This is a genomic window from Streptococcus rifensis (genome assembly GCF_053203525.1).
Window position 1 is genome coordinate 24793 of the sequence record NZ_JBRUCW010000011.1, and the last position, 25253, is coordinate 50045.

A 25253-nucleotide genomic window follows, 5' to 3' on the forward strand; every position below is an offset into this window, starting at 1 on the left:
TCTTGAAAGGAGAAAACCTTGATTGGATTGATTTATTTTATCGTCATTATTTTAGCCAATACGGTAGGAGCTGTATCGGGCATGGGTGGTGGTGTCATTATCAAACCTGTTTTTGATTTTATTGGTGCCCACGATGTGGCGTCTATCTCTTTTTACTCTGCGGTTGCAGTCTTTACCATGTCACTTGTTTCGACCTATCGACAGATTAGAAATGGTGTTCACATTGATGGTAAACAGACCGTTAGTCTGGCCTTGGGCTCTATTCTAGGTGGCTATTTAGGAAATGCACTCTTTTCCTTTATCCAATCCCAGTACCAATCCGAAAGCTTGACCCAAGGGGTTCAAATTATCCTGACCTGCTTAACCTTAATTTTTGCCTTCTTTTATTCCAAGCATTCGGGTTACTCTCTGCAATTAAAAGGCTTGGGCTACTACCTGCTTTGTGGCTTGATTTTAGGGACTCTGGCGAGTCTTTTGGGTATCGGAGGTGGACCAATCAATGTCTCCTTATTGATGCTGATGTTTGCCATGCCTATAAAGCAAGCGACTGTTTATTCTATTTGCACGATTTTCTTTTCCCAACTGTCAAAAATCGTAACGATCGGCTTAACAACGGGATATGGCGGATATGATAGGACCATTTTGCTTTATGTCATCCCTGCAGCTATTCTAGGTGGCATTATCGGAGCAAGTCTGAGCAAGATTTTGAGTGCTGAGCGCGTGGCTTCGATTTTCCAACTCGTTATCATTTTAGTCTTGCTAATTAACGTTTATAACGGAATCCAATTACTAGTCTGAAGCCGTGAAGTGATTCAAGAAAACCTCCCTTAGATTATTTCTAAAGGGAGGTTTTGTCATATGTATGTCATATATAAAGAAATTTAATCTTCTAAAAAAGTGACTTTTCCATTGTCGAGTGAAGCGATGCGGCAGACAGAGTGAACGTTGAGGCCTTTGGCATCTAGTTTAGCACGGCCATCTTGGAAGGATTTCTCAATGCAAATCCCGATCCCTGCAACCTTAGCACCGGCTTGCTCGACAATATCCACAAGACCAAGGGCAGCTTCACCATTGGCAAGGAAATCATCAACGATTAAGACAACATCGTCTTCATTGAGGTATTGTTTAGAGATGATCACTCGGCTAGTGACATTCTTAGTATAGCTATGGACATCTGTCTCATAGCGTTCTTGATTGGCAAGGGTTGACGGTTGTGTCTTTTTAGCAAAAAGCATAGGTACATCAAAGAGTTCAGCAGTTGCAATAGCTGGCGCGATACCTGAAGCTTCGATGGTAAAGATTTTTGTAATACCAGCATCTTTAAAAGTTGTATAGAACTCTTGCGCGATCTCACGGATAATAGCTGGATCAATCTGATGGTTCATAAAAGAGTCCACTTTGAGGACATTGTTTGGAAAGACTTGACCGTTTTTTAAAATACGTTGTTTTAACATACGCTTTAGCGTTTCTCCTTAAGGACAATATTGAGAATCAAGGCAGCTAAAGTACCAGTTGAGATACCTGAGGAAAGGATCATTTGAAGGGCACCAGGCAAGCCTTGAAGAATTTCAGGGCGAACGGTTACACCAATACCAAGGGCAAAGGCAACCGAAATGATGAGGAGCTCACGGTCGCCCAAATGGACAGTTGCTAAGGTTTTCAGACCTTGCGCAGCAACTAGGCCAAACATGATAACACCAACGCCGCCGAGAACAGGCTGAGGCATAACCGAAATCAAGGCGCTCAGTTTAGGGAAAATCCCAAGAATAGCTAAAATTAGACCAGCGATAATCATGACGTGGCGGCTAGCAACCTTTGTCAAGGCAATCAAGCCAACGTTTTGCGAGAAGGCAGTATTAGGACCAGCTCCAAATAAACCTGAAATCATGGAACCTACACCGTCGGCCAAGACACCAGATGCTGCACGATCGCTAGACACTTTGACGTTAGAGGCTTCACCAATAGCCATCATGATACCAACTGTACCGATGGTTGAAACGATATATGCTGGAACGAATGATAGGGTAGAGGCTAGGTCGAATTTAAAGCCATAACGAAGTACGTTAGGGATTTCAATCCAGGCAGCATCTTTCACAGCAGAAAGATCTACCATGCCAAGCGGGATACAAACCAAGTAACCAAAGACCATCCCAATAAAGACAGAAGCCGTGCTCCACATGCCTTTACCAAAGTGGTTAAGGAAAAGGGTAAAGAGCATGATAACAAAGGCAACAGCTAAGTTTTTTACAGAACCGTAGTCTGCTGCTCCAGAGCCTCCTGCCGCCCAGTCAATGCTGACAGGAAGAAGGGTAATCCCGATGAGGGCAACGACAATTCCTGTAATGAGTGGCGGGAAGAACTTCATTAGAGGTTTAATAAAACGACTGAGCACAATCTCAACTAATGAACCAGTGATGGTCGCAGCGACAATACCAGCGATACCGAATTTGGCACCAACGCTGATTGACGGGTTAACAAAGGTAAAGTCCGTTCCCATCATCCCAGACACACGAGAACCGATGGGGCCCAGTCCGCGTGATTGGATGACCGTTGTCAAACCAGAGGCAAAAATCGTCGCACCGACCATGAAGGATGTATCCTTAACATCAAGGCCTAGAGCACTCCCAACGACAAGTGGCACAGCAATAATCCCTGCAAAAGCAGCAAGAATATGCTGGAGCGCAAGCACAATGGCCACTCCCATAGGTGGTTTATCGTCAATCCCATAAACCATTTGGTTTGTATGTTCTTGAATAGTTGGTTTTTCAGTCATTTGACACCTCTTTTGTAAAAATAATAAGGATATTATAGACAAAAGACGGTTAAATGAAAACAAATTTATCTAAAATTAGAAGAATCATTCGTAAAAGACGAATGATATCTTTTTTGTTCATTTATATAATTCAGTTTTGACTGGCGACTACGGCGTTTAAAGCGAGATTCTGCAGACATAGCGGCTTCTTTGCTATCAAAGACTTCAAAATAGAGCAATGTTACAGGCAATCTTGCCCGTGTGTATTTGGCGCCCTTTCCCGCATTGTGCGTCGCCAGGCGTTTATCCAAGTCAGTCGTGTAGCCCGTATAGAGAGAATCATCAGCGCACTTGAGGACATACATATAGGCCTTTTTAGTTTCCATAGTAAATATCAAAGACCTCCTTAGTATAGCTACCGTCCTTCTTGTGGACAATCAAGGGTGGCAGGAATTTGAGACCTTCCGTTGATCCATCCTTAATCGCCTCTATCAAGATCATATTGGCTTCCTTGCCAACCTTGGGATAGATGAGTTGCAGACGTTTTGGCGCTAGCCGATATCTTGTCATCGTTTCAATGATTTCGATAAGCCGATCAGGACGATGGACCATAGCTAAACGACCGTTGGATTTGAGGGCCTGCTGACTGACCTTGCAGATTTCTTCCAGATTAGTGGCGATTTCATGGCGGGCGAGCAGGTAGTGCTCGCTAACATTCTTTTTGGAGGTTTCGGTGACCTTAAAATAGGGCGGGTTGCAGAGGATGAGGTCAACCTTCCCTCGCGGGACATGATTGAGCAAGTTAGCCAGATCGTCCGTGATTATACTGACTTGATCTTCTAAACCGTTTAAGGCAATGGAGCGCTGGGCCATATCGGCCAAGCGGTCCTGCAGTTCAACAGCGACGATCTTGGCTTTAGTAGCTGTGGAGGCAAAGAGCCCCACAGCACCGTTGCCCGAGCAAAGATCAACGATTAAACCTTCCTTAGGCAACTTGGGAAAGCGCGATAAAAGGACGCTGTCCACTGAGTAACTGAACACCGCCTTGTTTTGAATAATTTGCACATCTGTCGAAAAGAGCTGGTCGATGCGCTCTCCATCTTTCAAAATTGCCTTGGTCATGGTATAATTATAGCACATGATTTAAAATCAAGCAGTGCTTCACTGATAAAAAAAGGAGATTCTTGTGTTTTATGCTTATTTAAGGACAGTGGTGACCTTCCTGCTTTGGGTTGTCAATGGCAATATTCATTACCATAATACGGATCGCATTATCTCTAATGATGAGAACTATGTCTATGTCGCCCCTCACCGTACCCTTTGGGAAGTCGTTTTTATGGCCCATGCTGTCCGTCCCAAGGAATTTGTTGTGATTGCTAAGAAGGAACTGTTCACTAATCGGATTTTTGCCTGGTGGATTCGGATGTGCGGCGCCTTTCCCATTGATCGTGAAAATCCAAGTTCAAAAGCCATTCGCTACCCTGTCAACGCCCTAAAGAAAACAAACAAATCGGTGATTATGTTCCCGTCAGGAAGCCGCCACTCGACTGATGTTAAGGGAGGTGTTGCGGTCATCGCCAAGATGGGTAAGGCTAAAATCCAGCCAACGGTTTATGTGGGACCGAGGACTTTCAAGGGTCTTTTTAAGCGGGAACGGATCGATATGAATTTTGGCGAGCCTATTGACATCTCAGATATCAAGCGCATGAATGATGAAGGCATTGCAGAAGTATCTCGTCGGATTCAGGCTTCCTTTGATGCCTTAGATGCAGAAATGGTGCCCGTTCATGATAATAAGAAACCTAATCCCCTTATGTGGCTTATCTGGATTCCAGCTGCTCTGTTAGGAGTTCTTTTAATTCTCTTAACAGCGATTATCAGCCTCTTTGCACCATTTATCTGGGATGCTGAAAAACATCAAGAAATTAATGAAAACAATTAAAATACGTTTTTAACCTTCTTTACGAATTAAGAGTAAAGGAGGTTTTTTCATGTTTGAGAATATATTAGAAATGGTTAAGGAAAACAAGATGGCGGCAGGTCTTATTGGGATAGGAGTAGCGGTTGGACTTGCCCTTTTCTTTTTCCAACAACCAGGTCAAGTGGAACAAGTGCCCTCCGTCACCGCTTTAGCCAGCCAAGTCGTTCCCGAAGAAAAGGACAAGGAGTCTTTAGACCAAGCCTCGTCACCACAAAAAGACGACAAAAAAAGTCAGATTGAGGAAGAGAGCATCATGGTGGATGTTAAGGGAGCAGTGCGAGAGCCTGGGCTTTATCAGATGAAGCTGGGAGACCGTTTGGCTGATGCTGTGGCCAAAGCAGGAGGTCTGACGGAAGAGGCAGATGGAAAATCTATCAACCTTGCCCAAAAACTCAGCGATGAGGCCGTTATTTATGTGGCCAGTCAAGGGGAGGACATTAGCGTCATTACCAGCTCGGTTAGCGAAAAAGAAGGCCAGTCTGGAGAGAGCGGAAACAGTTTGATTAACCTCAACACAGCTAGCTTAGCCGAGCTGCAGACTATCTCAGGTATCGGTGCCAAGCGTGCCCAGGATATTATCGATTACCGCGAGGCCAACGGTGGCTTTAAAACGGTGGACGACCTAAAGAAAGTCTCAGGCATTGGTGACAAGACCATGGAAAAGTTGAGAGTTTATGTTTCAGTGGATTAAACGTTCATCTCTTCCGCCTATCCAGCTAGCCCTTATCCTCATCCTAGCCTTTTACACCCTCCATTTTCCTGGACCCATCACCTTTTCATTATTAGGCTATATCCTTTGGCGCTTTTTGTTTAAGCATAGCAGAGCAGTGATCAAGGCGAGCCTGATGATTCTGCTACCTTTTGGGCTCTTCTTTATCAGCCATCACTACCTCGCAGCGCAGACCAAACGAACAGCTCCAAAAGAAATCAGCCATCTTCAGCTAGTCCCAGACACCATCGGTGTCAATGGGGACAGTCTGTCCTTTCGAGCGAAAGCATCAGGCCAAACCTTCCAGGTCTTTTACAAGCTCAAAAATAAAGAAGAACAGTCCTATTTCCAAAAGCTCACACAGACTGTTCAGATGACTGTCCAGGCAGAGGTTTCTGAAGCGGAAGGGCAGCGAAATTTTGAGGGATTTGACTATCAGTCCTATTTAGAGACACAGGGGATCTATAAGATCGTCCAGCTTGAGCATATCGAGACTATCTCTCCTGTCACCAGTTTCAATCCCTTTGACCTGTTAGCCCAATGGCGACGTCGAGCTATTGTTTATACACAACAACAGTTTCCTGACCCCATGCGCCATTATCTGACAGGCCTGCTTTTTGGGCAGTTGGACAAGGACTTTGACCAGATGAGAGACCTTTACTCTAGTCTGGGCATCATTCATCTCTTTGCACTTTCAGGCATGCATGTCAGTTTTTTTGTAGATAAGTTTCGTTGGCTCTTGTTGCGCTTGGGCTTGACCAAGGAACTGGTCGATGGGTTGCAGTTGCCTTTTTCACTCTTTTATGCAGGAATGACTGGATTTTCGGTTTCGGTCCTGCGTAGCTTGATTCAAAAAAACTTAGCCAATCAAGGTATCTCCGGTTTGGATAATCTTGGACTAACGGTTCTGATCAGCTTCATACTCATGCCAGGTTTTCTTCTGACCACAGGTGGTGTCCTCAGTTTTAGCTATGCCTTTATCCTGTCCTTTATTGCTAGCGATGACCTAAAGGGGCTTAAAGGATCAGTCCTAACGTCCCTAAGCCTGTCCCTTGGCATCCTACCGATCCTCATTTGGCACTTTGCTAGCTATCAACCGCTCTCCATCGTCCTGACCTTTGCCTTTTCCTTGCTTTTTGATACCCTGCTCTTACCCCTTTTGACCCTCACTTTCTTGCTATCGCCTTTTTGGAAAATAGCAGAGCTCAATAGCTTGTTTATTGGGCTGGAGGCCATCATCCACTGGCTAGCAGGGATTGTTCAGCGACCCTTTGTCTTTGGCAAGCCCAGTCTTTTGGTTTTAGTTCTGTTACTGATCTGTTTGGGCTTTTTATATGATTCTTGGAAACAGCCAAAAATTCGCGTTAGTCTATGCTTACTTTTAATATCCTTGCTCTTTCTGACGAAGCATCCCTTGACCAATGAAGTGACCGTTGTAGATGTTGGTCAGGGCGACAGCATTTTTCTAAGAGATATGAAAGGTAGAAATGTCCTCATCGATGTGGGTGGAAAGGTCAGTTTTGCAGGCAAAGAAGAGTGGCAGCAGGGGCAAACAGACAGCAATGCAGACCGAACTCTGATTCCTTACCTGAAAAGCCGTGGGGTCGCAAAGATAGATACCCTCGTTTTGACCCACACCGACACCGACCATATCGGTGACCTCATTCCAGTCAGTCAAGCTTTTGATATCGGTCAAATCTGGGTCTCGCCAGGCAGTCTGACCGATGCGGATTTCGTTCAGGTCCTAGAAAGCTTAAACATACCTGTCCATGTGACGACCGTCGGTGACCAGATTCCCCTCTTTGATAGCTATTTAGAAGTGCTCTATCCCATGACGACAGGAGATGGTGGCAACAATGATTCGATTGTCCTCTACGGGCAGTTGCTCCAAACCCGTTTTCTCTTTACAGGGGATTTGGAGGATGGCGAGCTGGACTTGATCGAAACCTATCCTCACCTTTCCGTTGATGTTCTAAAAGCTGGCCACCATGGTAGTAAAGGGTCTTCTTATCCAGCCTTTCTTGACCACATCCAGCCTCAAATTGGCCTCTTCTCAGCAGGTAAGAATAACCGCTACCAACATCCCCATTCTGAAACCTTGGAGCGATTTGAAGAGCGCGGGATAACCACCTTTCGGACGGACCAAGAGGGCGCTATTCGGTTTACAGGGTGGCGCAGCTGGCGCGTTGAGACGGTGAAGTGAGGAATAGATTGCCGGTTAGATAATCGGTTTTAAAAATCAAAAAGAAAATTCTGATAATTCACACAAAAGTATTGACAGAGTTTTCTGAAAATGATAAACTAGGACTCATCATTACTTACAGGGAGTCAGCACATGGTATCAACAATGTCATCATCTTTATTGTTGCGACCCAAGGACTAATGCAAGAGCATTAGTCCTGTTTGGCTTACCAAGCGGGATGAGGAGTCTCGCTGGAGGCTCCTCTTTTTTGCTAGGGGGTCTTACAAGGTAAGCTCTCCTCTGAATATTAATGAACTGGGAGATTCCTGAGGTTTAAAAGAAGAAAGGAAACTGTAATGAAAAGACAGATTGAATTTTTAGACACGACTTTGAGAGATGGCGAGCAGACGCCGGGAGTGAATTTTTCCATCCAGGAAAAGTTGGCTATTGCTAGGCAGTTGGAGAAGTGGGGCATCTCAGCTATTGAAGCAGGTTTTCCAGCAGCCAGTCCAGATTCTTTTGAGGCCGTTCGTCAGATTGCAGGAGTGATGACGCAAACAGCAGTAACAGGCTTGGCTCGTTCAGTAAAGTCAGATATTGACACCGCTTATGAGGCCTTAAAAGATGCCAAATATCCTCAGGTTCATGTCTTTATCGCGACCAGTCCCATTCACCGAGAGTTTAAACTTAAAAAGTCAAAAGAAGAAATCCTCGAAGCGATTAAAGAGCATGTTAGCTATGCTAGGTCCAAGTTTGACGTGGTTGAATTTTCACCAGAGGATGCGACAAGGACAGAGCCAGACTTTCTGTTAGAAGTTGTTCAGACAGCAGTGGATGCTGGCGCCACCTATATCAATATTCCAGATACAGTAGGCTTTACCACACCGGAACCTTATGGTCAAATTTTTAAAATGCTAACGGAAAATATCCAGTCGGACCGTGAGATTATCTATAGCCCTCATTGCCATGATGACCTTGGAATGGCTGTAGCTAATACACTTGCTGCTATTAAAAATGGAGCAGGTCGCGTCGAAGGAACGATCAATGGTATCGGTGAGCGGGCTGGAAATGCTGCCCTAGAGGAAGTTGCTGTTGCCCTAAACATTCGTGAGGATTTTTTCCAAGTGGATAGCCCGATTAAACTTTCAGAAACCATGGCTTTGGCGGAGTTGGTTTCGCAGGCTTCTGGGATTCCGCTACCAAAAAACAAGGCTGTTGTTGGTGGTAATGCCTTCTCTCACGAATCGGGCATTCATCAGGATGGTGTGTTAAAGAACCCATTAACCTATGAAATCATCACGCCAGAATTAATTGGGGTTCAGAAAAATGCCCTACCTCTCGGCAAACTCTCAGGTCGTCATGCCTTTGTTGACAAATTAAAATCCTTAAATTTTGAAGTAGACGAGACAGAAATTAGCCGCTTGTTTGCAAAATTTAAGGCCCTGGCTGATAAAAAACAAGAGATTACTGATGCGGATATTAGAGCTCTGGTCTTAGACCGTGAGGTTCAAGATTTAGAAGGTTTCCAATTCGCGGATTTAAAGGCCATGACAGAGGATTCTGGTAAGGTGACGGCCCAAATCTTTATGGTCAATCAACAGGATGAGCAGGTGGTATTGGTAGCAGAAGGGCAAGGGTCTGTTGAAGCCATCTTTAATGCAGTCGACCAGTTCTTCAAACAAAAAGTACGTTTAGAACGCTATCAAATTGAGGCTGTGACAGAAGGTATTGATGCGCAAGCCTCCGTACACGTGACGGTTGAAAATATGGAAACCGGGACACTCTTTAACGCATCTGGCATTGACTTTGATGTTCTAAAGGCTTCGGCAGAAGCCTACATCAACGCCAATACCTTGGTACAGAAAGAAAATGCTGGCATTATTGGTCAGCGCCTATCGGAGAAAGATTAAATGACATATCAGATTGTAACGCTAGCTGGAGACGGCATCGGTCCTGAAATCATGACAGCAGGGTTGGATGTTCTTGCAGCAGTTGCCAAAAAAATCAATTTTGACTACGACCTAAAGGACTTTCCTTTTGGAGGTGCTGGGATTGATGCGAGCGGACACCCCCTACCAGCAGAAACGCTTGCAGCTGCCAAATCAGCGGATGCCATCTTGCTTGCTGCCATTGGTAGTCCCCAATATGATTCAGCAGCTGTTCGACCTGAACAAGGCCTCTTGCAGTTGAGGGAAGCCTTGGGGTTGTTTGCTAATATTCGTCCGCTCAAAATTTTTCCAGCTCTAGCCCACTTATCACCGCTCAAGGCGGATCGTCTGGAAAACTTGGACTTTGTCGTTGTGAGGGAGCTGACAGGAGGCATTTATTTTGGCAAACATGAACTAGACAAGGATTGGGCTGAGGATATCAATCGTTACACGCGGCCAGAAATTGAACGGATTTTGAGAACAGCCTTTCGCTTAGCCCAAACACGCCGAGGCAAGGTCACTAGTATTGACAAGCAAAATGTTTTGGCGACTTCAAAACTCTGGCGCCAAGTCGCTGATGAGGTGGCCAAAGAGTTTCCGGACGTGCAACTAGAGCATCAGTTAGTTGACTCTGCAGCCATGCTGATGATTACGCAACCGAGTCGCTTTGATGTCATTGTCACCGAAAATTTATTTGGCGATATTCTCTCGGACGAAGCGTCAGTTCTAGCAGGAAGTCTCGGCCTCATGCCGTCAGCCAGTCATTCAGAGACAGGTCCTAGCCTTTATGAACCGATTCACGGGTCAGCCCCTGATATTGCTGGTCAGGGCTTGGCCAATCCTATTTCCATGGTCTTATCCGTTGCCATGATGTTACGGGAATCCTTTGGTCAAGAAATCGGGGCCCGCATGATAGAAGAGGCTGTTGAGAGTGTGTTGTCTGATGATATCTTGACAGCTGATCTCGGTGGACGGGCAAGTACAGCAGAGATGACAGCGGCTATTATAGAAAAACTATGACCATAAAGGAAATATTAACGGGGCTCTTAGCTCTATGGAATATCTTAGTGTTCGCTAGCTATGGTTGGGACAAGTACTGCGCTGTTAAAAATCAGTGGCGCCTGCCCGAAAAGCTCTTACTTGTGGAGAGTTTCCTTTTCGGCGGTCTTGGAGCTTGGTTGGGTGGGCAAGTCTTTCACCACAAAACTCGCAAATGGTATTTTCAGCTGGTTTGGTGGGTTAGTCTAGCTCTCTTGGTAGGCGTTTATTATTGGATTTGGAATGGAGGTGTCCTATGAGCGGGCAGACAATTTTTGATAAAATTTGGGAGCGCCATGTCATAACTGGAGAGCTTGGCCAACCTCAGTTGCTCTATATTGATCAGCATTATATCCATGAAGTGACAACTCCTCAGGCCTTTGATGGCTTGAGAGAAGCAGGGCGTCGGGTACGGCGGCCTGATTTGACCTTTGGAACCATTGATCACAATGTTCCGACCAAGGATATTTTTAACATCAGGGACTTGATTTCAAAAACGCAGATAGATACCTTGACGCGTAATGTTGAGGAATTTGGGATTGAGACAGCAGTTCATGGCAGTGAGAAGCAAGGGATTGTTCATGTAGTAGGACCAGAGACTGGCCGTACTCAACCTGGCAAAATCATTGTCTGTGGAGATAGCCACACCGCAACCCATGGCGCCTTTGGCGCAATTGGCTTTGGGATTGGGACATCAGAAGTTGAGCATGTCTTTGCGACCCAATGTCTCTGGCAAGTTAAACCTAAGCAGATGAAGGTTGAATTTGTTGGCACACCGCAAGCAGGGGTGTATTCGAAAGACTTTGTCATGGCTCTCATTGCCCAGTATGGCGTTGGTGCTGGTGTCGGCTACGCCGTAGAGTACACGGGTGAAGCCATTGCACGCCTCAGTATGGAAGAGCGCATGTCTATCTGTAATATGACCATTGAGTTTGGTGCCAAGTATGGGATAATGGCACCTGATGAAACCACCTTTTCCTATATGAAAGGTAGAGAGTGCATGCCAGAGGCCTTTGAGGAAGCTGTGGCCGATTGGAAGACCTTGGTCTCAGATCAGGATGCTTCTTATGATAAGGTCATTACTATCGATGTCTCCAATCTGGCACCGATGGTATCATGGGGCACTAATCCAGAAATGGCTGTCGCCTTTGACCAACCTTTTCCAGAGATGAGGGATATGAACGATGAGCGTGCCTATGCTTATATGAACATGAAACCCGGCCAGACCGCACAAGACATTAAAATTGGTTATGTCTTTATCGGATCCTGTACGAACGCTAGGCTCAGCGATCTACGTCTAGCTGCGAAGTTTGTTAAAGGCCGACAGATTGCTGATCATGTCACAGCTATTGTTGTACCAGGCAGTCGGCCTGTTAAACGGGCTGCAGAAGCCGAAGGACTGGATAAAATATTCTTGGAAGCTGGCTTTGAATGGCGCGACCCAGGTTGTTCTATGTGCCTAGGTATGAATGAAGACAAGGTTCCAGAAGGTGTTCATTGTGCCTCGACCAGTAATCGTAACTTTGAAGGCCGGCAAGGTTTTGGAGCAAGGACGCATCTCTGTAGCCCAGCTATGGCTGCCGCTGCCGCTATCGCTGGTCGCTTTGTCGATGTTCGCCAGCTGCCTGAAACAAAGTAAGGTGTAAAAACAATTATGGAAAAATTTACAATCTATACAGGGACAACAGTTCCTATCATGAACGACAATATCGATACCGACCAACTCCTGCCCAAGCAGTTTCTCAAGTTGATTGATAAAAAAGGATTCGGCAAGTACCTCTTCTTTGAATGGCGCTACTTGGATAAAAAATACACAGACAATCCTGATTTTATCCTCAACCAACCCCAGTATGCCAAAGCAAGTATCCTCATTTCAGGAGATAATTTTGGGGCGGGTTCTTCTCGGGAACATGCCGCCTGGGCCTTAGCCGATTATGGGTTTAAGGTGGTGATTGCTGGCTCTTTTGGAGACATTCATTACAATAATGAGCTCAATAACGGCATGCTTCCCATTGTCCAACCCAAGGAAGTTAGAGAACAACTGGCTCAGTTAGCACCAGATCAGGAGATTACCATCGATCTCCCTAAGCAGGAATTGATCACACCATTTGGGACTTTTTCCTTTGACATCGATGACCAGTGGAAGCACAAGTTGCTCAATGGTCTCGATGACATCAGAATTACCCTGCAATATGAGGAGTTGATTGCTGCCTACGAAAAAAATCGCCCCAGCTATTGGCTCTGAGGCGATTTCTCCTGCTGACTATGTTAGAATAACATCAAAGAATTATTTGAGGATAGGAGGGAAAGACGATAATGGCACGTGTGGTCTATGTTCAACGGAATGCTTCCAATGCGGGTTGTGGTTGTTTGGCAATTCTTCTTTTGTTAGGACTTGTCTTTCTCAAGTCCTTTTGGCGCCCTCTGCTGATCGTTATTCTACTGGTTGTTATTTGGAACTGGCTCAAACAGTTTTTTTCTCCTGAGAATAGGGAAGATGACTCCCAAGGAATAGCTCCTATACCGCCAGATAGGAGTCGAACCATTAAAGAAGCAGATGTCATTGAGGATGATCAAGATGCCTGATATGGCTATATGGCTGTAGCCAAACTATGCAGAGCTGAGTTTAACAGCATGGCAGGGATATTAGCACTCAGGTCTTTTGGAAAAGGCCGAAACATTCTCTTTCTTGCTTATCTCAGTTTTTAAACATACTTTTTACCGGAATTCATCTATGAGAGCTGAATCGTTTATCAGGCTCTTTTTTTGTTATTAAATTTCCTTTTTGATAGGGAAAATATATAACTTTAAAACCGTTTACAATGTTGATTTATTAAGCTATTATGGAATTAAGAAAAGAAAATGAAAGGAGCAGTGATGATTACATTTCCAACTGGTTTTTTGTGGGGGAGCTCAACCTCAGGTCCTCAGTCAGAAGGACGTCTCCCAGATGATGGAAAGGGTGATAATACATGGGATCACTGGTTTAAGGAAACACCAGAAAAGTTTCACAATCAAGTTGGCCCTGAATTGACCTCTACCTTCTATGAGAATTATGAAAAAGATTTAGACTACTTGGTTGAGACCGGTCATACAGCATTTAGGACATCGATCCAGTGGTCACGTCTTATTCCAGACGGTGATGGAGAGGTCAATGATAAAGCCATTACCTTTTACAGAAGTGTTTTTGAAGGTGTAAAAGCGCGAGGAATTGAATTACTTGTCAATTTGTATCATTTTGATCTGCCTATGCGTTTGGAGGAAAAGGGGGGCTGGATAAACCGTTCTACGGTTCAGGCTTATGAGCGTTATGCACGTATTTGCTTTGAAGAATTTGGTGATTTGGTTGATCGCTGGATTACCTTTAATGAGCCGATTGTACCTGTTGAATGTGGTTATTTTTACCAACTTCATTACCCTGCAACGGTAGACCCTAAAGCAGGGATTCAAGTTGCTTTCCACACCCAATTAGCCAGCAGTTTAGCAGTAAAGGCATGTCATGAGGTTAGTTCTGATTATAAAATAGGAATTGTACTCAATTTGACCCCGGCTTATCCAAGGAGTCAGCACCCAGCAGATTTAAAGGCCGCTCGCATCGCGGAACTGTTTCAAGCAAAATCGTTCTTAGATCCTTCGGTCAAAGGGGAATATCCGCAAGAGCTAATTGAACTGATCAAAGAACATCATTTACTACCTGATTTTCAAGAAGATGATTTGAAAATAATCCGTGAGAACTGTGTTGACTACCTAGGGGTTAACTATTATCAACCACTACGTGTAGCCGCTCCTAAATATCTGCCTAATCCAGAAGCACCATTCTTCCCTTCCGTTTACTTTGACCATTATGAAATGCCAGGCCGGAAAATGAATCCGCACCGTGGTTGGGAAATCTATGAACATGGTGTCTATGATATCGCATGTGACATCAAGGAAAACTATGGTAATATCGAATGGATTTTGACGGAGAATGGTATGGGCGTTGAAGGGGAAGAAAAATTCCGTGAAAATGGAATGATTCAAGATGACTACCGGATTGAGTTCATCAAAGGCCATTTAAAAGAGCTTCATAAAGCCATTGAAGAGGGAGCTAACTGTAAAGGATATCTGCTTTGGACCTTTATAGATTGCTGGTCATGGCTCAATAGCTATAAAAACCGCTATGGTCTTGTCGAACTCGATTTAACAGATCAATCTCGTAAAGTTAAAAAATCTGGAAAATGGTTCAAAGAACTCAGTCAAAATAATGGCTTTTAATTAGAAAAGAGCAATCGATATGGTAAAACTTGGCTTTTCACTTTATCCAGAACATCACGACTTAGAAACCTTAAAAGCCTATGTGGATCAATTTTCTGACATGACCTGTGAACGGGTTTTTCTGAGCCTGTTGCAATTGGATCCAGAAGACATGATAATGCTTAAGCATTATAAGTCCATAGTCACTTATTGCCAATCTAAATCCTTTAGAGTTTTCGCAGATTTAAGTCCAGAATTTATAAAAAAATTAGGTTGGCAGGATGATTTGACGAAACGGGCATTTGAGTTCGGCCTTTCTGGGATACGTTTAGATGAATCCTATCCAGATCAAGACTTAGTTGATTTAAGCCACAATTCTTATGGTATAAAAATTGAGCTAAATATGAGCACTGAACCACATTTATTGGAAAGATTAGTTGCACTAGGAGTAAACCTAGATAATATTACAGCTTGCCATAATTTTTATCCAAGAGAATACACAGGATTAGGCACAGACTATTTTTTAAAAATCAGTGAGGAATATAGTCGATACGGGATTGAACGAGCTGCTTTTATCACTGCTCAGACGGCAGATACAGGTCCATGGCCAGTGTCAGAAGGCTTATGCACATTAGAAATTCATCGGCATTTGCCCCTTACGTCTCAGTATAAGTGGTTGTTAGCTTCTGATTTAGTGGACCATATTATTATATCTAATCAGATGGTATCTAAAACGGAATTAAGAACTATTCCCAAGGGTGAATTATTGACTTTAGATGTCGAGTTGAGGTCAGATCTTTCAGCCATTGAAGAGGCCATCATTGGCGAAAGACATAATTATCGTGGGGATATATCTGATTATGTTATTCGTTCTACAGGTCATCGACCAAAATACAGCCAATATAACATTGTACCCCTTCCTTCTAATAGAGAAGTGAAACGAGGGGATATTCTGATTGACAATTGTCTTTATGCTCGATATTGTGGAGAATTACAAATTGCTTTAAAAGATTTTAAGATTTCTGAGAAGACGAATATTGTTGGACGTATTTGTCAGGAGGATTTAGCACTTCTCGATCATTTAAAACCTTGGCAAACTTTCAAATTATCACGTCGAGAAGGTTAGCCCATTTCATTATTATTGTTAACAAACATTATCCAAATATAAGGAGGAATTATATGAAAACAATTATGCTTGTCTGCAATGCAGGTATGTCAACTAGTATGCTGGTAACGAAAATGCAAAAAGCTGCTGAGGCTAAAGGCTTTGACGCTAATATTTTTGCTGTACCAGTTTCGGAGGTAGATCAAGAGATGGCGAAAAACACAGTTGATGTGCTCTTGATTGGTCCACAGGTCCGTTTTATGCTAAAAGAGTACAAGGAAAAGTTTGAACCAGATACCAAGGTCACTGATATTAATATGGTAGACTATGGTACCATGAATGGGGAGAAAGTACTTGATAGTGCTTTAGCATTAATAAACGCTTAGGGGAAAAATAAAAAGAGGAGTAATTTATCATGGATAAATTTATGAACAGTAAGTTTATGGAAGGGTTCATGACCTTTGCAGGGAAGATGGGCTCCCAGAAACATCTGGTTGCCATTCGTGATTCTTTCATCGCAATGATGCCGATTACATTAGCAGGGTCCATCGCTGTCTTGCTTAATGTATTCTTTCGGGATATTCCAAATAGTCTTGGAGCAACAGGTATTGCTGAGGCTATGCAGCCAATTATTACCATAAATGGCTATGTTTTTGCAGGGACCATTGGCATTACTGCCTTAGTTTTTGCCTTTGGAATTGGTTACCACCTTTCTCAGGGTGATGGTGTTAACCCAATTGCAGGTGGTTTGATTTCATTTGCGTCTTTTGTTGCAACGATTCCACAAACCGTTAAAGTTGCTATCGACCTGGCAGGAGCTGAAGGAACAGCCCTAGATGCCCTTTCTGCTTTAGGACTTACTATTGCACAAGGCGACACTGGTGCATCATTAGATTATGCTCACAGTGGTGCTATTGGAACCTCATATCTTGGAGCAACTGGTCTTTTTACAGCTTTAATTATTGGTTTTATTTCTAGTCTTATTTATATCAAATTAACTAAGAAGAATATCATTATTAAGATGCCTGACTCCGTACCGCCTGCAGTTAACAAAGCCTTTGCTGCTATTATTCCTGGTACAATTGCTATTTATGTATCAGCAATTTTAGCACATCTTGCTATTGCGCTGACTGGCTCACCACTTAATGATTTGATTTCTACCTACATTCAACAACCATTGATGGGCTTGTCTCAAGGATTGTTTAGTGTTATTCTGTTGTCATTCTTGGTTCAATTGTTCTGGTTCTTTGGCCTTCATGGTCATAACGTTTTAGCACCAATCATGGATGGTATTTATGGTCCTGCCCTTTTGGAAAACACTTCTGTTTACGAAGCCACTCAGGATATCAGCCAACTTCCTTGGGATTGGACGCGTGGTTCCTTTGATGCCTTTGCGCAGATGGGGGGATCTGGTATTACACTGGGCTTGATTATTGCCATATTTGTCTTTTCAAAACGGCAAGATCATAAAACGATTGGCAAATTAGCAGCTCCAATGGGCCTCTTCAACATCAATGAACCTGTTATCTTTGGTATCCCAATCGTCCTTAATCCGATCTTCTTAATTCCATGGTTAATTGTGCCACCGGTTTGTTGTACGATTGCTTATTTAGCGACTTCTGCAGGGTTGATTCCACCAGTCTATCTTTCTGTTCCGTGGATTACGCCTCCGGGTCTCTATGCCTTCTTAGCGACAGGAAATAATATCATGGCAGCTTTGGTAGCAATCTTCAACCTATTCGTGTCATTCTTGATTTGGACACCATTTGTTATTGCAGCTAATCGCATGAATGTAGAAGAAGCGTAGTTTTCATATCAATCATGTTTTAAGAGTTTATATTTTTAGCAGACTTGGAATTCTGGTCTGCTTTTTTCATTTCTTTACGAATATAGAGATGGAGGTGGTGGTTATGTTAGTGGCCAAGGATCGGCATGGTCAGCTGGTTAATGCTGTCCATCAGGAAATCAAGAGGAATCAGGCCCCTTTTACTTGTCCTGGTTGTCTGGGGCAAGCCCGATTTAAAAAGGGGACAATCAATCGGCCACACTTTGCCCATGTGACTCGAGAACAATGCAGTTTTTTTGCGGAAAACGAATCTACAGAACACCTCAATCTCAAAGGTCATCTTTACAGGTGGGCCTCAAAAGATAAGTTCACCCATGTCATTCTGGAGGAATGTTTATCAGACATTGGCCAGATTGCGGATGTTATGTTAAACGAACATTTGGCTTTAGAAGTCCAGTGTTCGACTTTATCGCAAGAACGGTTGAAAGAGCGATCAAATCAGTACCATGCTTCTGGACGTGAAGTCCTTTGGCTTTTGGGACGGAAACTTTGGTTAAAAGAAACGCTAACTAAGCTTCAACGTGGTTTTTTATATTTTAGCAAAAATTGTGGCTTTTACCTGTGGGAATTGGACGAAGAAAACACTGTTTTGAGGTTAAAATATATGATCCATGAGGATCTCCGTGGGAAGGTCCAGTATTTGACCAAGGCATTTCCATTTGGGGAGGACGACTTGATGGCCTGCTTGCGGTTTCCATTTAAGGCGCAGTCGCTTCATAGCTTTGAAGGGAAAATGGATCATAGCATTGTTTCTTATGTCCGTCAGCAACTCTATTTTCAAAACCCAAGATGGATGGCCAAACAAGCCGAGGCCTACCGACAGGGGAAAAATTTACTGACTTATGGTTCAGAAGACTTTTACCCTCAGGTGACCCCCATTTCTGCTGATGGATTAACGCAAATCTCCCGGGATCTAAAACCCTATTACCAACAATTTCAGCGTTACTATGTTAGTAAAAAGGATAAGCGTTGCCAAATCCTTTATTCTCCAGCTTTTTATGATAAAATGAAAGATACGGAGGATCTTATACATGGTAAAAAATAGAACTGAAATCGACGAAAAATACACCTGGGACCTGTCCACGATTTTTCCAAGCGATGAAGCTTGGGAGGCTGAGTTGGTTGATATTATGGCAACTCTAGAGGAGGCTGGTCGTTTCGAAGGGACGTTGGCACAGTCAGGTCAAGCTTTATTAGAAGTAACGGAGGCATACTTGGCTTTGGCTCGTCGAATTGACACACTTTATGTTTATGGTCACATGAAAAATGACCAAGACACGCGCGAGGCCAAGTACCAAGAATTTAATGCTAAAGGTAAAACAGCCTATGCTAAACTGAGTCAGGTCTTTGCCTTCTATGAGCCAGAGCTCTTGGCGCTGTCTGAAGAGACTTTTAATCAATTTGTGAAAGAGGAGCCGAGTCTTGAGGGGTATGCCCATTACTTTGACCGTTTGTTCCAAAACAAACCGCATGTGCTTTCAAAAGCAGAAGAAGGTATTTTGGCGGCAGCTAGCGAGGTATTCTCAGCTGGACCGGAAACCTTCTCGATTTTGAATAACGCTGATCTGAAATTCCCAACGATTCGTGATGAAAATGGGGAGGAAGTACAATTGTCACATGGCAATTATATTACCTTTATGCAGTCTAAGGACCGTGATGTCCGTAAACGTGCCTATGAGGCCATGTATTCTGTTTATGAGCAATTCCAGCATGTGTTTGCCAAAACCTTACAGACTGCTGTTAAGACGCATAATTTGAATGCCTCTGTTCGTCATTTTGACAGTGCGCGTGAAGCGGCACTGTCTCGGAACTTTGTGCCTGAAGCGGTCTACGATACCTTGGTATCAGCGGTTAATAAACATCTGCCTTTGATGCACCGCTACATCAAGCTGCGTCAAAAAGTCATGGGGATTGACGATCTCAAGATGTATGATCTTTACACACCACTTGGTGAAGGAGACCCGTCATTTAGCTATGAAGATGCTCTGGCTAAAGCAGAGGAAGCCCTGGCGATTCTTGGTGATGACTACCTTAGCCGTGTGAAGCAAGCCTTTAGTGAGCGTTGGATTGATGTCCATGAGAACACTGGGAAACGCTCGGGAGCCTATTCTGGTGGCGCTTATGACACCAATGCCTTTATGCTTCTTAACTGGCAGGATAACCTCAATAATCTCTATACCTTGGTTCATGAGACAGGTCATTCCATGCATTCAGCCTATACCCGTGCTAATCAACCATACGTCTATGGTGATTACTCTATTTTTTTAGCGGAAATTGCCTCTACGACAAATGAAAATCTCTTGACAGAGCACCTGCTCAATGAAGTGGAAGATGATGCTGCACGCTTTGCCATTCTCAACCACTATTTGGACGGCTTTAGAGGAACGATTTTCCGCCAAACCCAGTTTGCAGAGTTTGAATTAGCCATTCACCAGGCAGATCAGGCGGGTGAGGTACTGACCAGCGAGTACATGAATGCTCTCTACGCAGACCTAAACGCTAAATATTATGGTCTTTCCAAGGAAGATAACCCGCAAATTCAATACGAATGGGCACGTATTCCGCATTTTTATTACAATTACTATGTCTTCCAATATTCAACAGGTTTTGCGGCGGCAACAGCCCTTGCTGAAAAAATCATCAATGGCAGTCAAGAGGACAAGGACAAATATATCGCCTACCTCAGTGCTGGAAGTTCAGATTATCCAATCAACGTCATGCAAACAGCAGGTGTGGATATGACCAGCGAGGACTACCTCAATGCAGCCTTTGAAGTCTTTGAACGTCGCTTGGAAGAATTAGAAGCCTTAGCTGAAAAACTGTATTCTTAATCTAGATGACTCTTACCTCTGGTAAGAGTCTTTTTGAATACAAAAAAGACCAGTGATAAACTGGTCGCAGACTGAAGACAAAGTTATTTTTGAAACTTTCCTTAGGCGATAACGGACGGTAGCGACTCCCTTCGGAATTCCAAACCTAAGTTTTGAGCCTAAGGTCTCAAAACTTCCTAGAGCCTGAAACTATTAAGTTTCAGGCTCTTTTATCACAGCGGAAAGTTTCCGTTTTTGCTTACCTCTCTCGCTAAAAATACATTATTTTAAATCATTAGCCAAACTTTTGAAAATCAATAATACAGAAAACAGGGTTTGTCTACGCTCTCAGACTAGTGATAAACTGGTCGAATTGGGATAAAGCCTTTACTCCATTATGTCCAAAACAGTTGCTGGAGGACTTCAAAGAGGCCCATGCTATAAACGATGATGGCTAATGGTTTTCCTAGTAGTATGATGGTGGTAAAGGTTTGATAAGACATCTTAGTCGTTCCTGCTAGATAGCAGAGAAAATCATCCGGAGCAAAGGGAAGGAAGATGGCAATGGCAAAGTATTTGGTAAAGTTACTGCTAGGATCTGTCCATTTTTCATATTTGGCAATCGTTTCTGGCTTAAAAAAGAGAGCTAGGGATGGACGACCAAAGCGCTTGGCGATGTGAAACCCTAAAAGAGACCCGATACAAATACCTGTGTAATTTAAGAGGAAGCCAAGAAAAGGACCAAAGAGAGCGACGCCTGCAATGGTTGAAATCCCACCTGGAAAGATGGGAATAGCGACTTGAATAATCTGCATGACAAAAAAGAGGACGGGACCAAAAACACCAGAGCCTTTGACAAGATTTTTGAGTTTGTTAATATCGGTCAAGTAGCCTTTATAAGCCAAATATCCCAGAAGGGCTAACAGACCAACCAGTAGGAGACGGCTAATGAAGGTGATTATCAGTCGAATGCGACGTATTCTTAAACTTTCTTTCATCATTTTTATTGTAGCGTTTTTTGATAGAAGAAACAACTAAAGAGGGGTTGTTAAGGGGGTAATCTTTGGTATAATAGAATAACAATTTAGGAGGGAATCAGTATGCTCGACATCAGAACGATTCGATTAGAAGACGAAAGTGCCTACCGAGAGTTTCAAAGGCTTTTGCAAGAGGAGAATAATCCGTTTGTGGAAGTTAACGAAGTTGATAATTTTAAAGAATTTGTTGCAAAATCTCAACTGCTAGAGACGAAGGGATTATCTGACGCAATGTCTCGTATGAGTCGTTACTATGCTTTTGAAGGAAATCGTCTGGTTGGGGAAGTGGAATGTTTTTGGGATGCTGATAAACCTATTATTCAACAATTGGGTCAGGTTGGTTATAAGGTCCTTAAAGATTATCGGAGACAAGGCGTTGCACATCAGCTCTTAGTATATGCAAAAAATGCCTTTATCCAGAAAAAACAGAAGGAAGTATTAGTGACTGTTAAAGAAGATAATCTAGTAGGGCGACGTTTTATTGAACAAGAAGGGGGCGTCTTTGAGGGATTTTCCTCTGTAACCTATTTTGAAGAATCGATAACAGTTGCTAGGTATTGGCTTAGAACAGGAGAAAAAGTATGCTCGACATCAGAACGATTCGATTAGAAGACGAAAGTGCCTACCGAGAGTTTCAAAGGCTTTTGCAAGAAGAGGATAATCCATTTATCAGACCGAAGATTTTAAAAGACGGTGAGTTTGCAGCTTTTGTTGAGCGGTCTAAGCGGCAAGAGACCCAGACTGATCATCCTGACTGGTCAACATCGACCAATTACTATGCCTTTAAGGATGGTCAAATGGCAGGTCGTATTGGATGCCGTTGGCAGTTAGAAAAGGGCGACTTGGCAACTGTTGGTGGGCATATCGGTTATGTGACCGCTCCAAATTTTCGCCAAAAAGGGGTTATGACAGCATTGCTAGCTTTTGCGCTCGAACGATACAGAGAACGTGGCATAACAGCTGTTTTAATAACAGCTGATGAAACCAATGTTGCCAGCCGTAAAACGATTGAAAAAGCCGGTGGTGTCTTGGAAAGCATTATTTCTATAGAAGATGGCAAGCGTTTGGCTCGTTATTGGATTCATGTTAAATAAGAAATAAGGCTCAAGTATTTGCTTGAGTCTTTTTCTGTGGTAGAATAAGACCATGGTAAATACATATAGTCAACACGCAAACCCAAATATGAGACGACCAGTGGTCAAACCAGAAATCGTTGATTTTATGCGTCAACGCCAAGCGCCAGTCACTGATCATCTCAAGATATTGGAAACTTTTGCAAAAGAAAATAATGTTCCCGTTATTCCACATGAAACGGTAGCTTTCTTTCGTCTGATGTTAGAGAGTATGGAACCCAAGAGTATTTTGGAAATCGGGACAGCTATCGGTTTTTCAACACTCTTAATGGCACATCATGCTCCAGAAGCAAAGATTACGACCATTGACCGTAATCCTGAGATGATTGCTTTAGCTAAGGAAAATTTTAAAAAGTATGATAACCGTCAGCAAGTGACCCTTCTCGAGGGAGAGGCTCTGGAAATCTTACCAGACCTCCAAGGACAGTTTGATTTTGTTTTTATGGACTCTGCTAAATCAAAATACATCGTCTTTTTGCCTGAGATTCTCAAGCGAACCGAGACAGGTGGGTTAATCTTGATTGATGATGTTTTTCAGGGAGGCGATGTCGCCTTACCGTTTGAAGAGATTAAAAGAGGTCAACGGGCAATTTATAAAGGCCTCCAAGCACTTTTTGACGCAACACTAAATCACCCTGACTTGACCGTGAGTGTAGTCCCATTGGGGGATGGACTTCTTATGATACGAAAAAAGAGTGAAAATGTTGTTTTACCAGATTAATTTAAGCATTTTTAAAGCTTTTGTGGTATAATAGTCAAGTTGATTCTAAACAAGGAGTACATCGATTTAATGACTAAAAAATCTATTTTAGGAACTGGTATCGCTTTGATTGCAACAGCTGTTATCTCTTCTGTTGCAACCTTATCTGTTACCTCTTCTACTAATACAGACACAGATATTATTACAATGAAAGGTGATACCATCACTGTTTCCGAGTTTTACGACGTTGTCAAAAACAACGGTTCAGCCCAACAAGTTTTGCTGGAGCAAGTCATTGCCTCTGTTTTTGAAACAAAGTACGGTTCTGATGTCACCGACAAAGAAGTTCAAGAAGCTTACGACGAGAGTGTTGCCCAGTATGGTGACAATTTCGCTGCAGCTCTTGCCTCAGCAGGCATGACAGAGGAAAGTTACAAATCTCAAATTCGTACCAATAAATTAGTTGAGTACGCAGTTGCTCAAGCAGCTGAAAAAGAGTTGACTGATGATGCCTATAAGGCGGCCTATGATACATATACACCTGAAGTAACTGCCCAAATCATCAAATTGGCTGACGAAGAAACAGCAAATGAAGTTCTTGAAAAAGCTAAGGCAGATGGTGCTGATTTTGCAGCCTTGGCTAAGGAACATTCTACAGATTCCGCGACCAAGGAAGATGGTGGAACTATTACGTTTGACTCAACGTCAACTGAAGTTTCTAGCCAACTTCAGGAAGCCATTTTTGCCCTTGAAGTTGGAAAAGTTGGTGATTCTGTTGTAGCTGTAATTGATCCATCAACTTATGCAACAAGTTACTATGTGGTCAAACTGAATGAGAAAACAGAGAAATCTGACAACTGGGAAGACTATAAGGATATCTTAAAAGAAGCTATTCTGACTCAGAAAAAATCAGATGCTAGCTTCATTACAGGTGTTGTTGCAGATGAGCTGCAGGCAGCAAATGTTAAAGTGAAAGATGAAGCATTCCAAAGCATCTTATCTCAATACATCACATCAGATAGTTCATCAACTTCAGATAGCTCATCAGCTTCATCTGAAGAATAAGGAAAAACAAGAATCATCTCTCCTCAAAAGCAAATTCAGGGAAGTGGCGGTTAGTGCGAGCCACCTTTGCTGGAGAGATGTTGCTACTTGTTTAACAACTGAGTGGAAACACTCTACATAGTCGAGCTTTGGCTCAATGAGGATGACAAGTTCATCGAATGAAGGTGGTACCGCGGTTTTCGCCCTTCGTTTGATGGACTTCATTTGTTTCAAAGGAGGAAACATTATGTCTAAAAGATATCAAATAAAGCAAAAAATGTGGTCATTGGGTGGTAAATTTACAATACATGATGAAGCGGGAATGCCTGCTTATGAAGTAACTGGAAGCTTTTTGAAGATTCCTAAAACATTCACCATTTCAGACATGAAAGGAAATCTCATTAGCAGGATTGAGAAGAAAGTCTTGAGCTTTTTACCCCAGTTTACAGTGACACTGACAAATGGACAGAGTTTTACAATCAAAAAAGGCTTATCACTTTTTAGACCAAAATATGAGATTTCTGATATAGGTGTCGACATTCAGGGAGACTTCTGGGGGATGAATTTTACCCTTGAAAAGTCAGGCCAAACCCTAGCTGAGATTCGTCAAGAGTGGCTACGAATGACATCGACCTATCAGGTAAATATCTATGAAGAAGACTATGCTGATCTAGTGATTTCTCTTGTCATTGCTATTGATTACGTCAAAGAACAGGACAAAGCTGCAGCTAGTTCTGCAACATAGCCTAAAAAAG

Annotated in this window: 26 protein-coding genes; 21 read left to right on the plus strand and 5 right to left on the minus strand. The window is 43.1% G+C overall.

Going from position 1 to position 25253, the window contains the following annotated elements:
- Positions 1-18 precede the first annotated feature (18 nt).
- Entirely contained in the window at positions 19-798 is a 780-nt protein-coding gene (locus ACVRYP_RS07550) for a sulfite exporter TauE/SafE family protein (protein WP_447468124.1), read from the plus strand.
- Between the two features lie 83 nt (positions 799-881).
- On the opposite strand, the gene ACVRYP_RS07555 is transcribed toward ACVRYP_RS07550, so the two are convergent.
- From ACVRYP_RS07555 to ACVRYP_RS07570, 4 genes are all read right to left on the minus strand, one after another.
- Positions 882-1454: a xanthine phosphoribosyltransferase gene (locus tag ACVRYP_RS07555; RefSeq protein ID WP_447468125.1), complete on the minus strand. Its 573-nt coding sequence runs from the start codon at positions 1452-1454 to the stop codon at positions 882-884.
- A gap of 5 nt (positions 1455-1459) precedes the next feature.
- Positions 1460-2773 carry a uracil-xanthine permease family protein gene (locus tag ACVRYP_RS07560; RefSeq protein WP_447468126.1) on the minus strand — a complete coding sequence of 438 codons (1314 nt, stop codon included), beginning with the start codon at positions 2771-2773 and terminating at the stop codon, positions 1460-1462.
- A gap of 65 nt (positions 2774-2838) precedes the next feature.
- Entirely contained in the window at positions 2839-3138 is a 300-nt protein-coding gene (locus tag ACVRYP_RS07565) for a GIY-YIG nuclease family protein (RefSeq protein ID WP_447468172.1), read from the minus strand.
- Positions 3128-3874, minus strand: coding sequence for a tRNA1(Val) (adenine(37)-N6)-methyltransferase (locus tag ACVRYP_RS07570; protein WP_447468173.1), 747 nt, complete (start codon positions 3872-3874; stop codon positions 3128-3130). Before ACVRYP_RS07570 ends, ACVRYP_RS07565 begins: the two co-directional genes overlap by 11 nt.
- Before the next feature lie 64 nt (positions 3875-3938).
- Between ACVRYP_RS07570 and ACVRYP_RS07575 the strand changes: the two genes are divergently transcribed.
- From ACVRYP_RS07575 to pepF, 15 genes are all read left to right on the plus strand, one after another.
- Positions 3939-4694, plus strand: a complete 756-nt coding sequence (locus ACVRYP_RS07575; RefSeq protein WP_447468127.1) for a lysophospholipid acyltransferase family protein — start codon at positions 3939-3941, stop codon at positions 4692-4694.
- A gap of 49 nt (positions 4695-4743) precedes the next feature.
- Positions 4744-5424, plus strand: a complete 681-nt coding sequence (locus ACVRYP_RS07580) for a helix-hairpin-helix domain-containing protein (RefSeq protein WP_447468128.1) — start codon at positions 4744-4746, stop codon at positions 5422-5424.
- The gene (locus ACVRYP_RS07585; protein ID WP_447468129.1) at positions 5408-7645 is read left to right on the plus strand and encodes a DNA internalization-related competence protein ComEC/Rec2; all 2238 of its coding nucleotides are present in this window, start codon (positions 5408-5410) and stop codon (positions 7643-7645) included. Before ACVRYP_RS07580 ends, ACVRYP_RS07585 begins: the two co-directional genes overlap by 17 nt.
- Positions 7646-7980: 335 nt before the next feature.
- The gene (locus ACVRYP_RS07590; RefSeq protein WP_447468130.1) at positions 7981-9534 is read left to right on the plus strand and encodes a 2-isopropylmalate synthase; all 1554 of its coding nucleotides are present in this window, start codon (positions 7981-7983) and stop codon (positions 9532-9534) included.
- Positions 9535-10572 (plus strand): 3-isopropylmalate dehydrogenase, encoded by a 1038-nt coding sequence (gene leuB, locus ACVRYP_RS07595; protein ID WP_447468131.1) that lies wholly within the window; start codon positions 9535-9537, stop codon positions 10570-10572. It begins immediately after the preceding gene.
- Positions 10573-10574: 2 nt separating this feature from the next.
- A complete protein-coding gene (locus ACVRYP_RS07600) occupies positions 10575-10850 on the plus strand; it encodes a DUF1294 domain-containing protein (protein WP_447468174.1) in 276 nt (91 codons plus the stop codon).
- Complete coding sequence (leuC, locus tag ACVRYP_RS07605) at positions 10847-12229, plus strand: 3-isopropylmalate dehydratase large subunit (RefSeq protein WP_447468132.1); 1383 nt, start codon at positions 10847-10849, stop codon at positions 12227-12229. Before ACVRYP_RS07600 ends, leuC begins: the two co-directional genes overlap by 4 nt.
- A 15-nt stretch (positions 12230-12244) precedes the next feature.
- Entirely contained in the window at positions 12245-12835 is a 591-nt protein-coding gene (gene leuD, locus ACVRYP_RS07610; RefSeq protein ID WP_447468133.1) for a 3-isopropylmalate dehydratase small subunit, read from the plus strand.
- Positions 12836-12906: 71 nt separating this feature from the next.
- Positions 12907-13176 (plus strand): hypothetical protein, encoded by a 270-nt coding sequence (locus tag ACVRYP_RS07615; RefSeq protein ID WP_447468134.1) that lies wholly within the window; start codon positions 12907-12909, stop codon positions 13174-13176.
- Between the two features lie 291 nt (positions 13177-13467).
- The gene (gmuD, locus tag ACVRYP_RS07620; RefSeq protein WP_447468135.1) at positions 13468-14844 is read left to right on the plus strand and encodes a 6-phospho-beta-glucosidase GmuD; all 1377 of its coding nucleotides are present in this window, start codon (positions 13468-13470) and stop codon (positions 14842-14844) included.
- Between the two features lie 19 nt (positions 14845-14863).
- On the plus strand, positions 14864-15949 hold the full coding sequence (locus ACVRYP_RS07625; protein WP_447468136.1) for a DUF871 domain-containing protein: 1086 nt from the start codon (positions 14864-14866) through the stop codon (positions 15947-15949).
- A 53-nt stretch (positions 15950-16002) separates the two neighbouring features.
- Positions 16003-16314 (plus strand): PTS sugar transporter subunit IIB, encoded by a 312-nt coding sequence (locus ACVRYP_RS07630; protein WP_447468137.1) that lies wholly within the window; start codon positions 16003-16005, stop codon positions 16312-16314.
- 29 nt (positions 16315-16343) lie between these two features.
- The gene (locus ACVRYP_RS07635; RefSeq protein ID WP_447468138.1) at positions 16344-17735 is read left to right on the plus strand and encodes a PTS sugar transporter subunit IIC; all 1392 of its coding nucleotides are present in this window, start codon (positions 16344-16346) and stop codon (positions 17733-17735) included.
- Positions 17736-17838: 103 nt separating this feature from the next.
- The gene (locus ACVRYP_RS07640; protein ID WP_447468139.1) at positions 17839-18819 is read left to right on the plus strand and encodes a competence protein CoiA; all 981 of its coding nucleotides are present in this window, start codon (positions 17839-17841) and stop codon (positions 18817-18819) included.
- Entirely contained in the window at positions 18806-20605 is a 1800-nt protein-coding gene (gene pepF / locus ACVRYP_RS07645; RefSeq protein ID WP_447468140.1) for an oligoendopeptidase F, read from the plus strand. Before ACVRYP_RS07640 ends, pepF begins: the two co-directional genes overlap by 14 nt.
- A 374-nt stretch (positions 20606-20979) precedes the next feature.
- Here pepF and ACVRYP_RS07650 read toward each other — a convergent pair whose 3' ends face one another.
- The gene (locus ACVRYP_RS07650) at positions 20980-21549 is read right to left on the minus strand and encodes a TVP38/TMEM64 family protein (RefSeq protein ID WP_447468175.1); all 570 of its coding nucleotides are present in this window, start codon (positions 21547-21549) and stop codon (positions 20980-20982) included.
- A 135-nt stretch (positions 21550-21684) separates the two neighbouring features.
- Here ACVRYP_RS07650 and ACVRYP_RS07655 point away from each other — a divergent pair, with 135 nt between their 5' ends.
- The 5 genes from ACVRYP_RS07655 to ACVRYP_RS07675 all read left to right on the plus strand — a co-directional run bounded on the left by ACVRYP_RS07655 (position 21685) and on the right by ACVRYP_RS07675 (position 25243).
- Positions 21685-22230, plus strand: a complete 546-nt coding sequence (locus tag ACVRYP_RS07655) for a GNAT family N-acetyltransferase (RefSeq protein ID WP_447468141.1) — start codon at positions 21685-21687, stop codon at positions 22228-22230.
- Positions 22203-22715, plus strand: coding sequence for a GNAT family N-acetyltransferase (locus ACVRYP_RS07660; protein WP_447468142.1), 513 nt, complete (start codon positions 22203-22205; stop codon positions 22713-22715). The genes ACVRYP_RS07655 and ACVRYP_RS07660 overlap by 28 nt, the downstream gene beginning before the upstream one ends.
- Positions 22716-22767: 52 nt before the next feature.
- On the plus strand, positions 22768-23475 hold the full coding sequence (locus ACVRYP_RS07665) for an O-methyltransferase (protein ID WP_447468143.1): 708 nt from the start codon (positions 22768-22770) through the stop codon (positions 23473-23475).
- 69 nt (positions 23476-23544) lie between these two features.
- A complete protein-coding gene (locus ACVRYP_RS07670) occupies positions 23545-24519 on the plus strand; it encodes a peptidylprolyl isomerase (RefSeq protein ID WP_447468144.1) in 975 nt (324 codons plus the stop codon).
- 226 nt (positions 24520-24745) lie between these two features.
- A complete protein-coding gene (locus tag ACVRYP_RS07675; protein WP_447468145.1) occupies positions 24746-25243 on the plus strand; it encodes an LURP-one-related/scramblase family protein in 498 nt (165 codons plus the stop codon).
- The last annotated feature ends 10 nt before the right edge of the window (positions 25244-25253 follow it).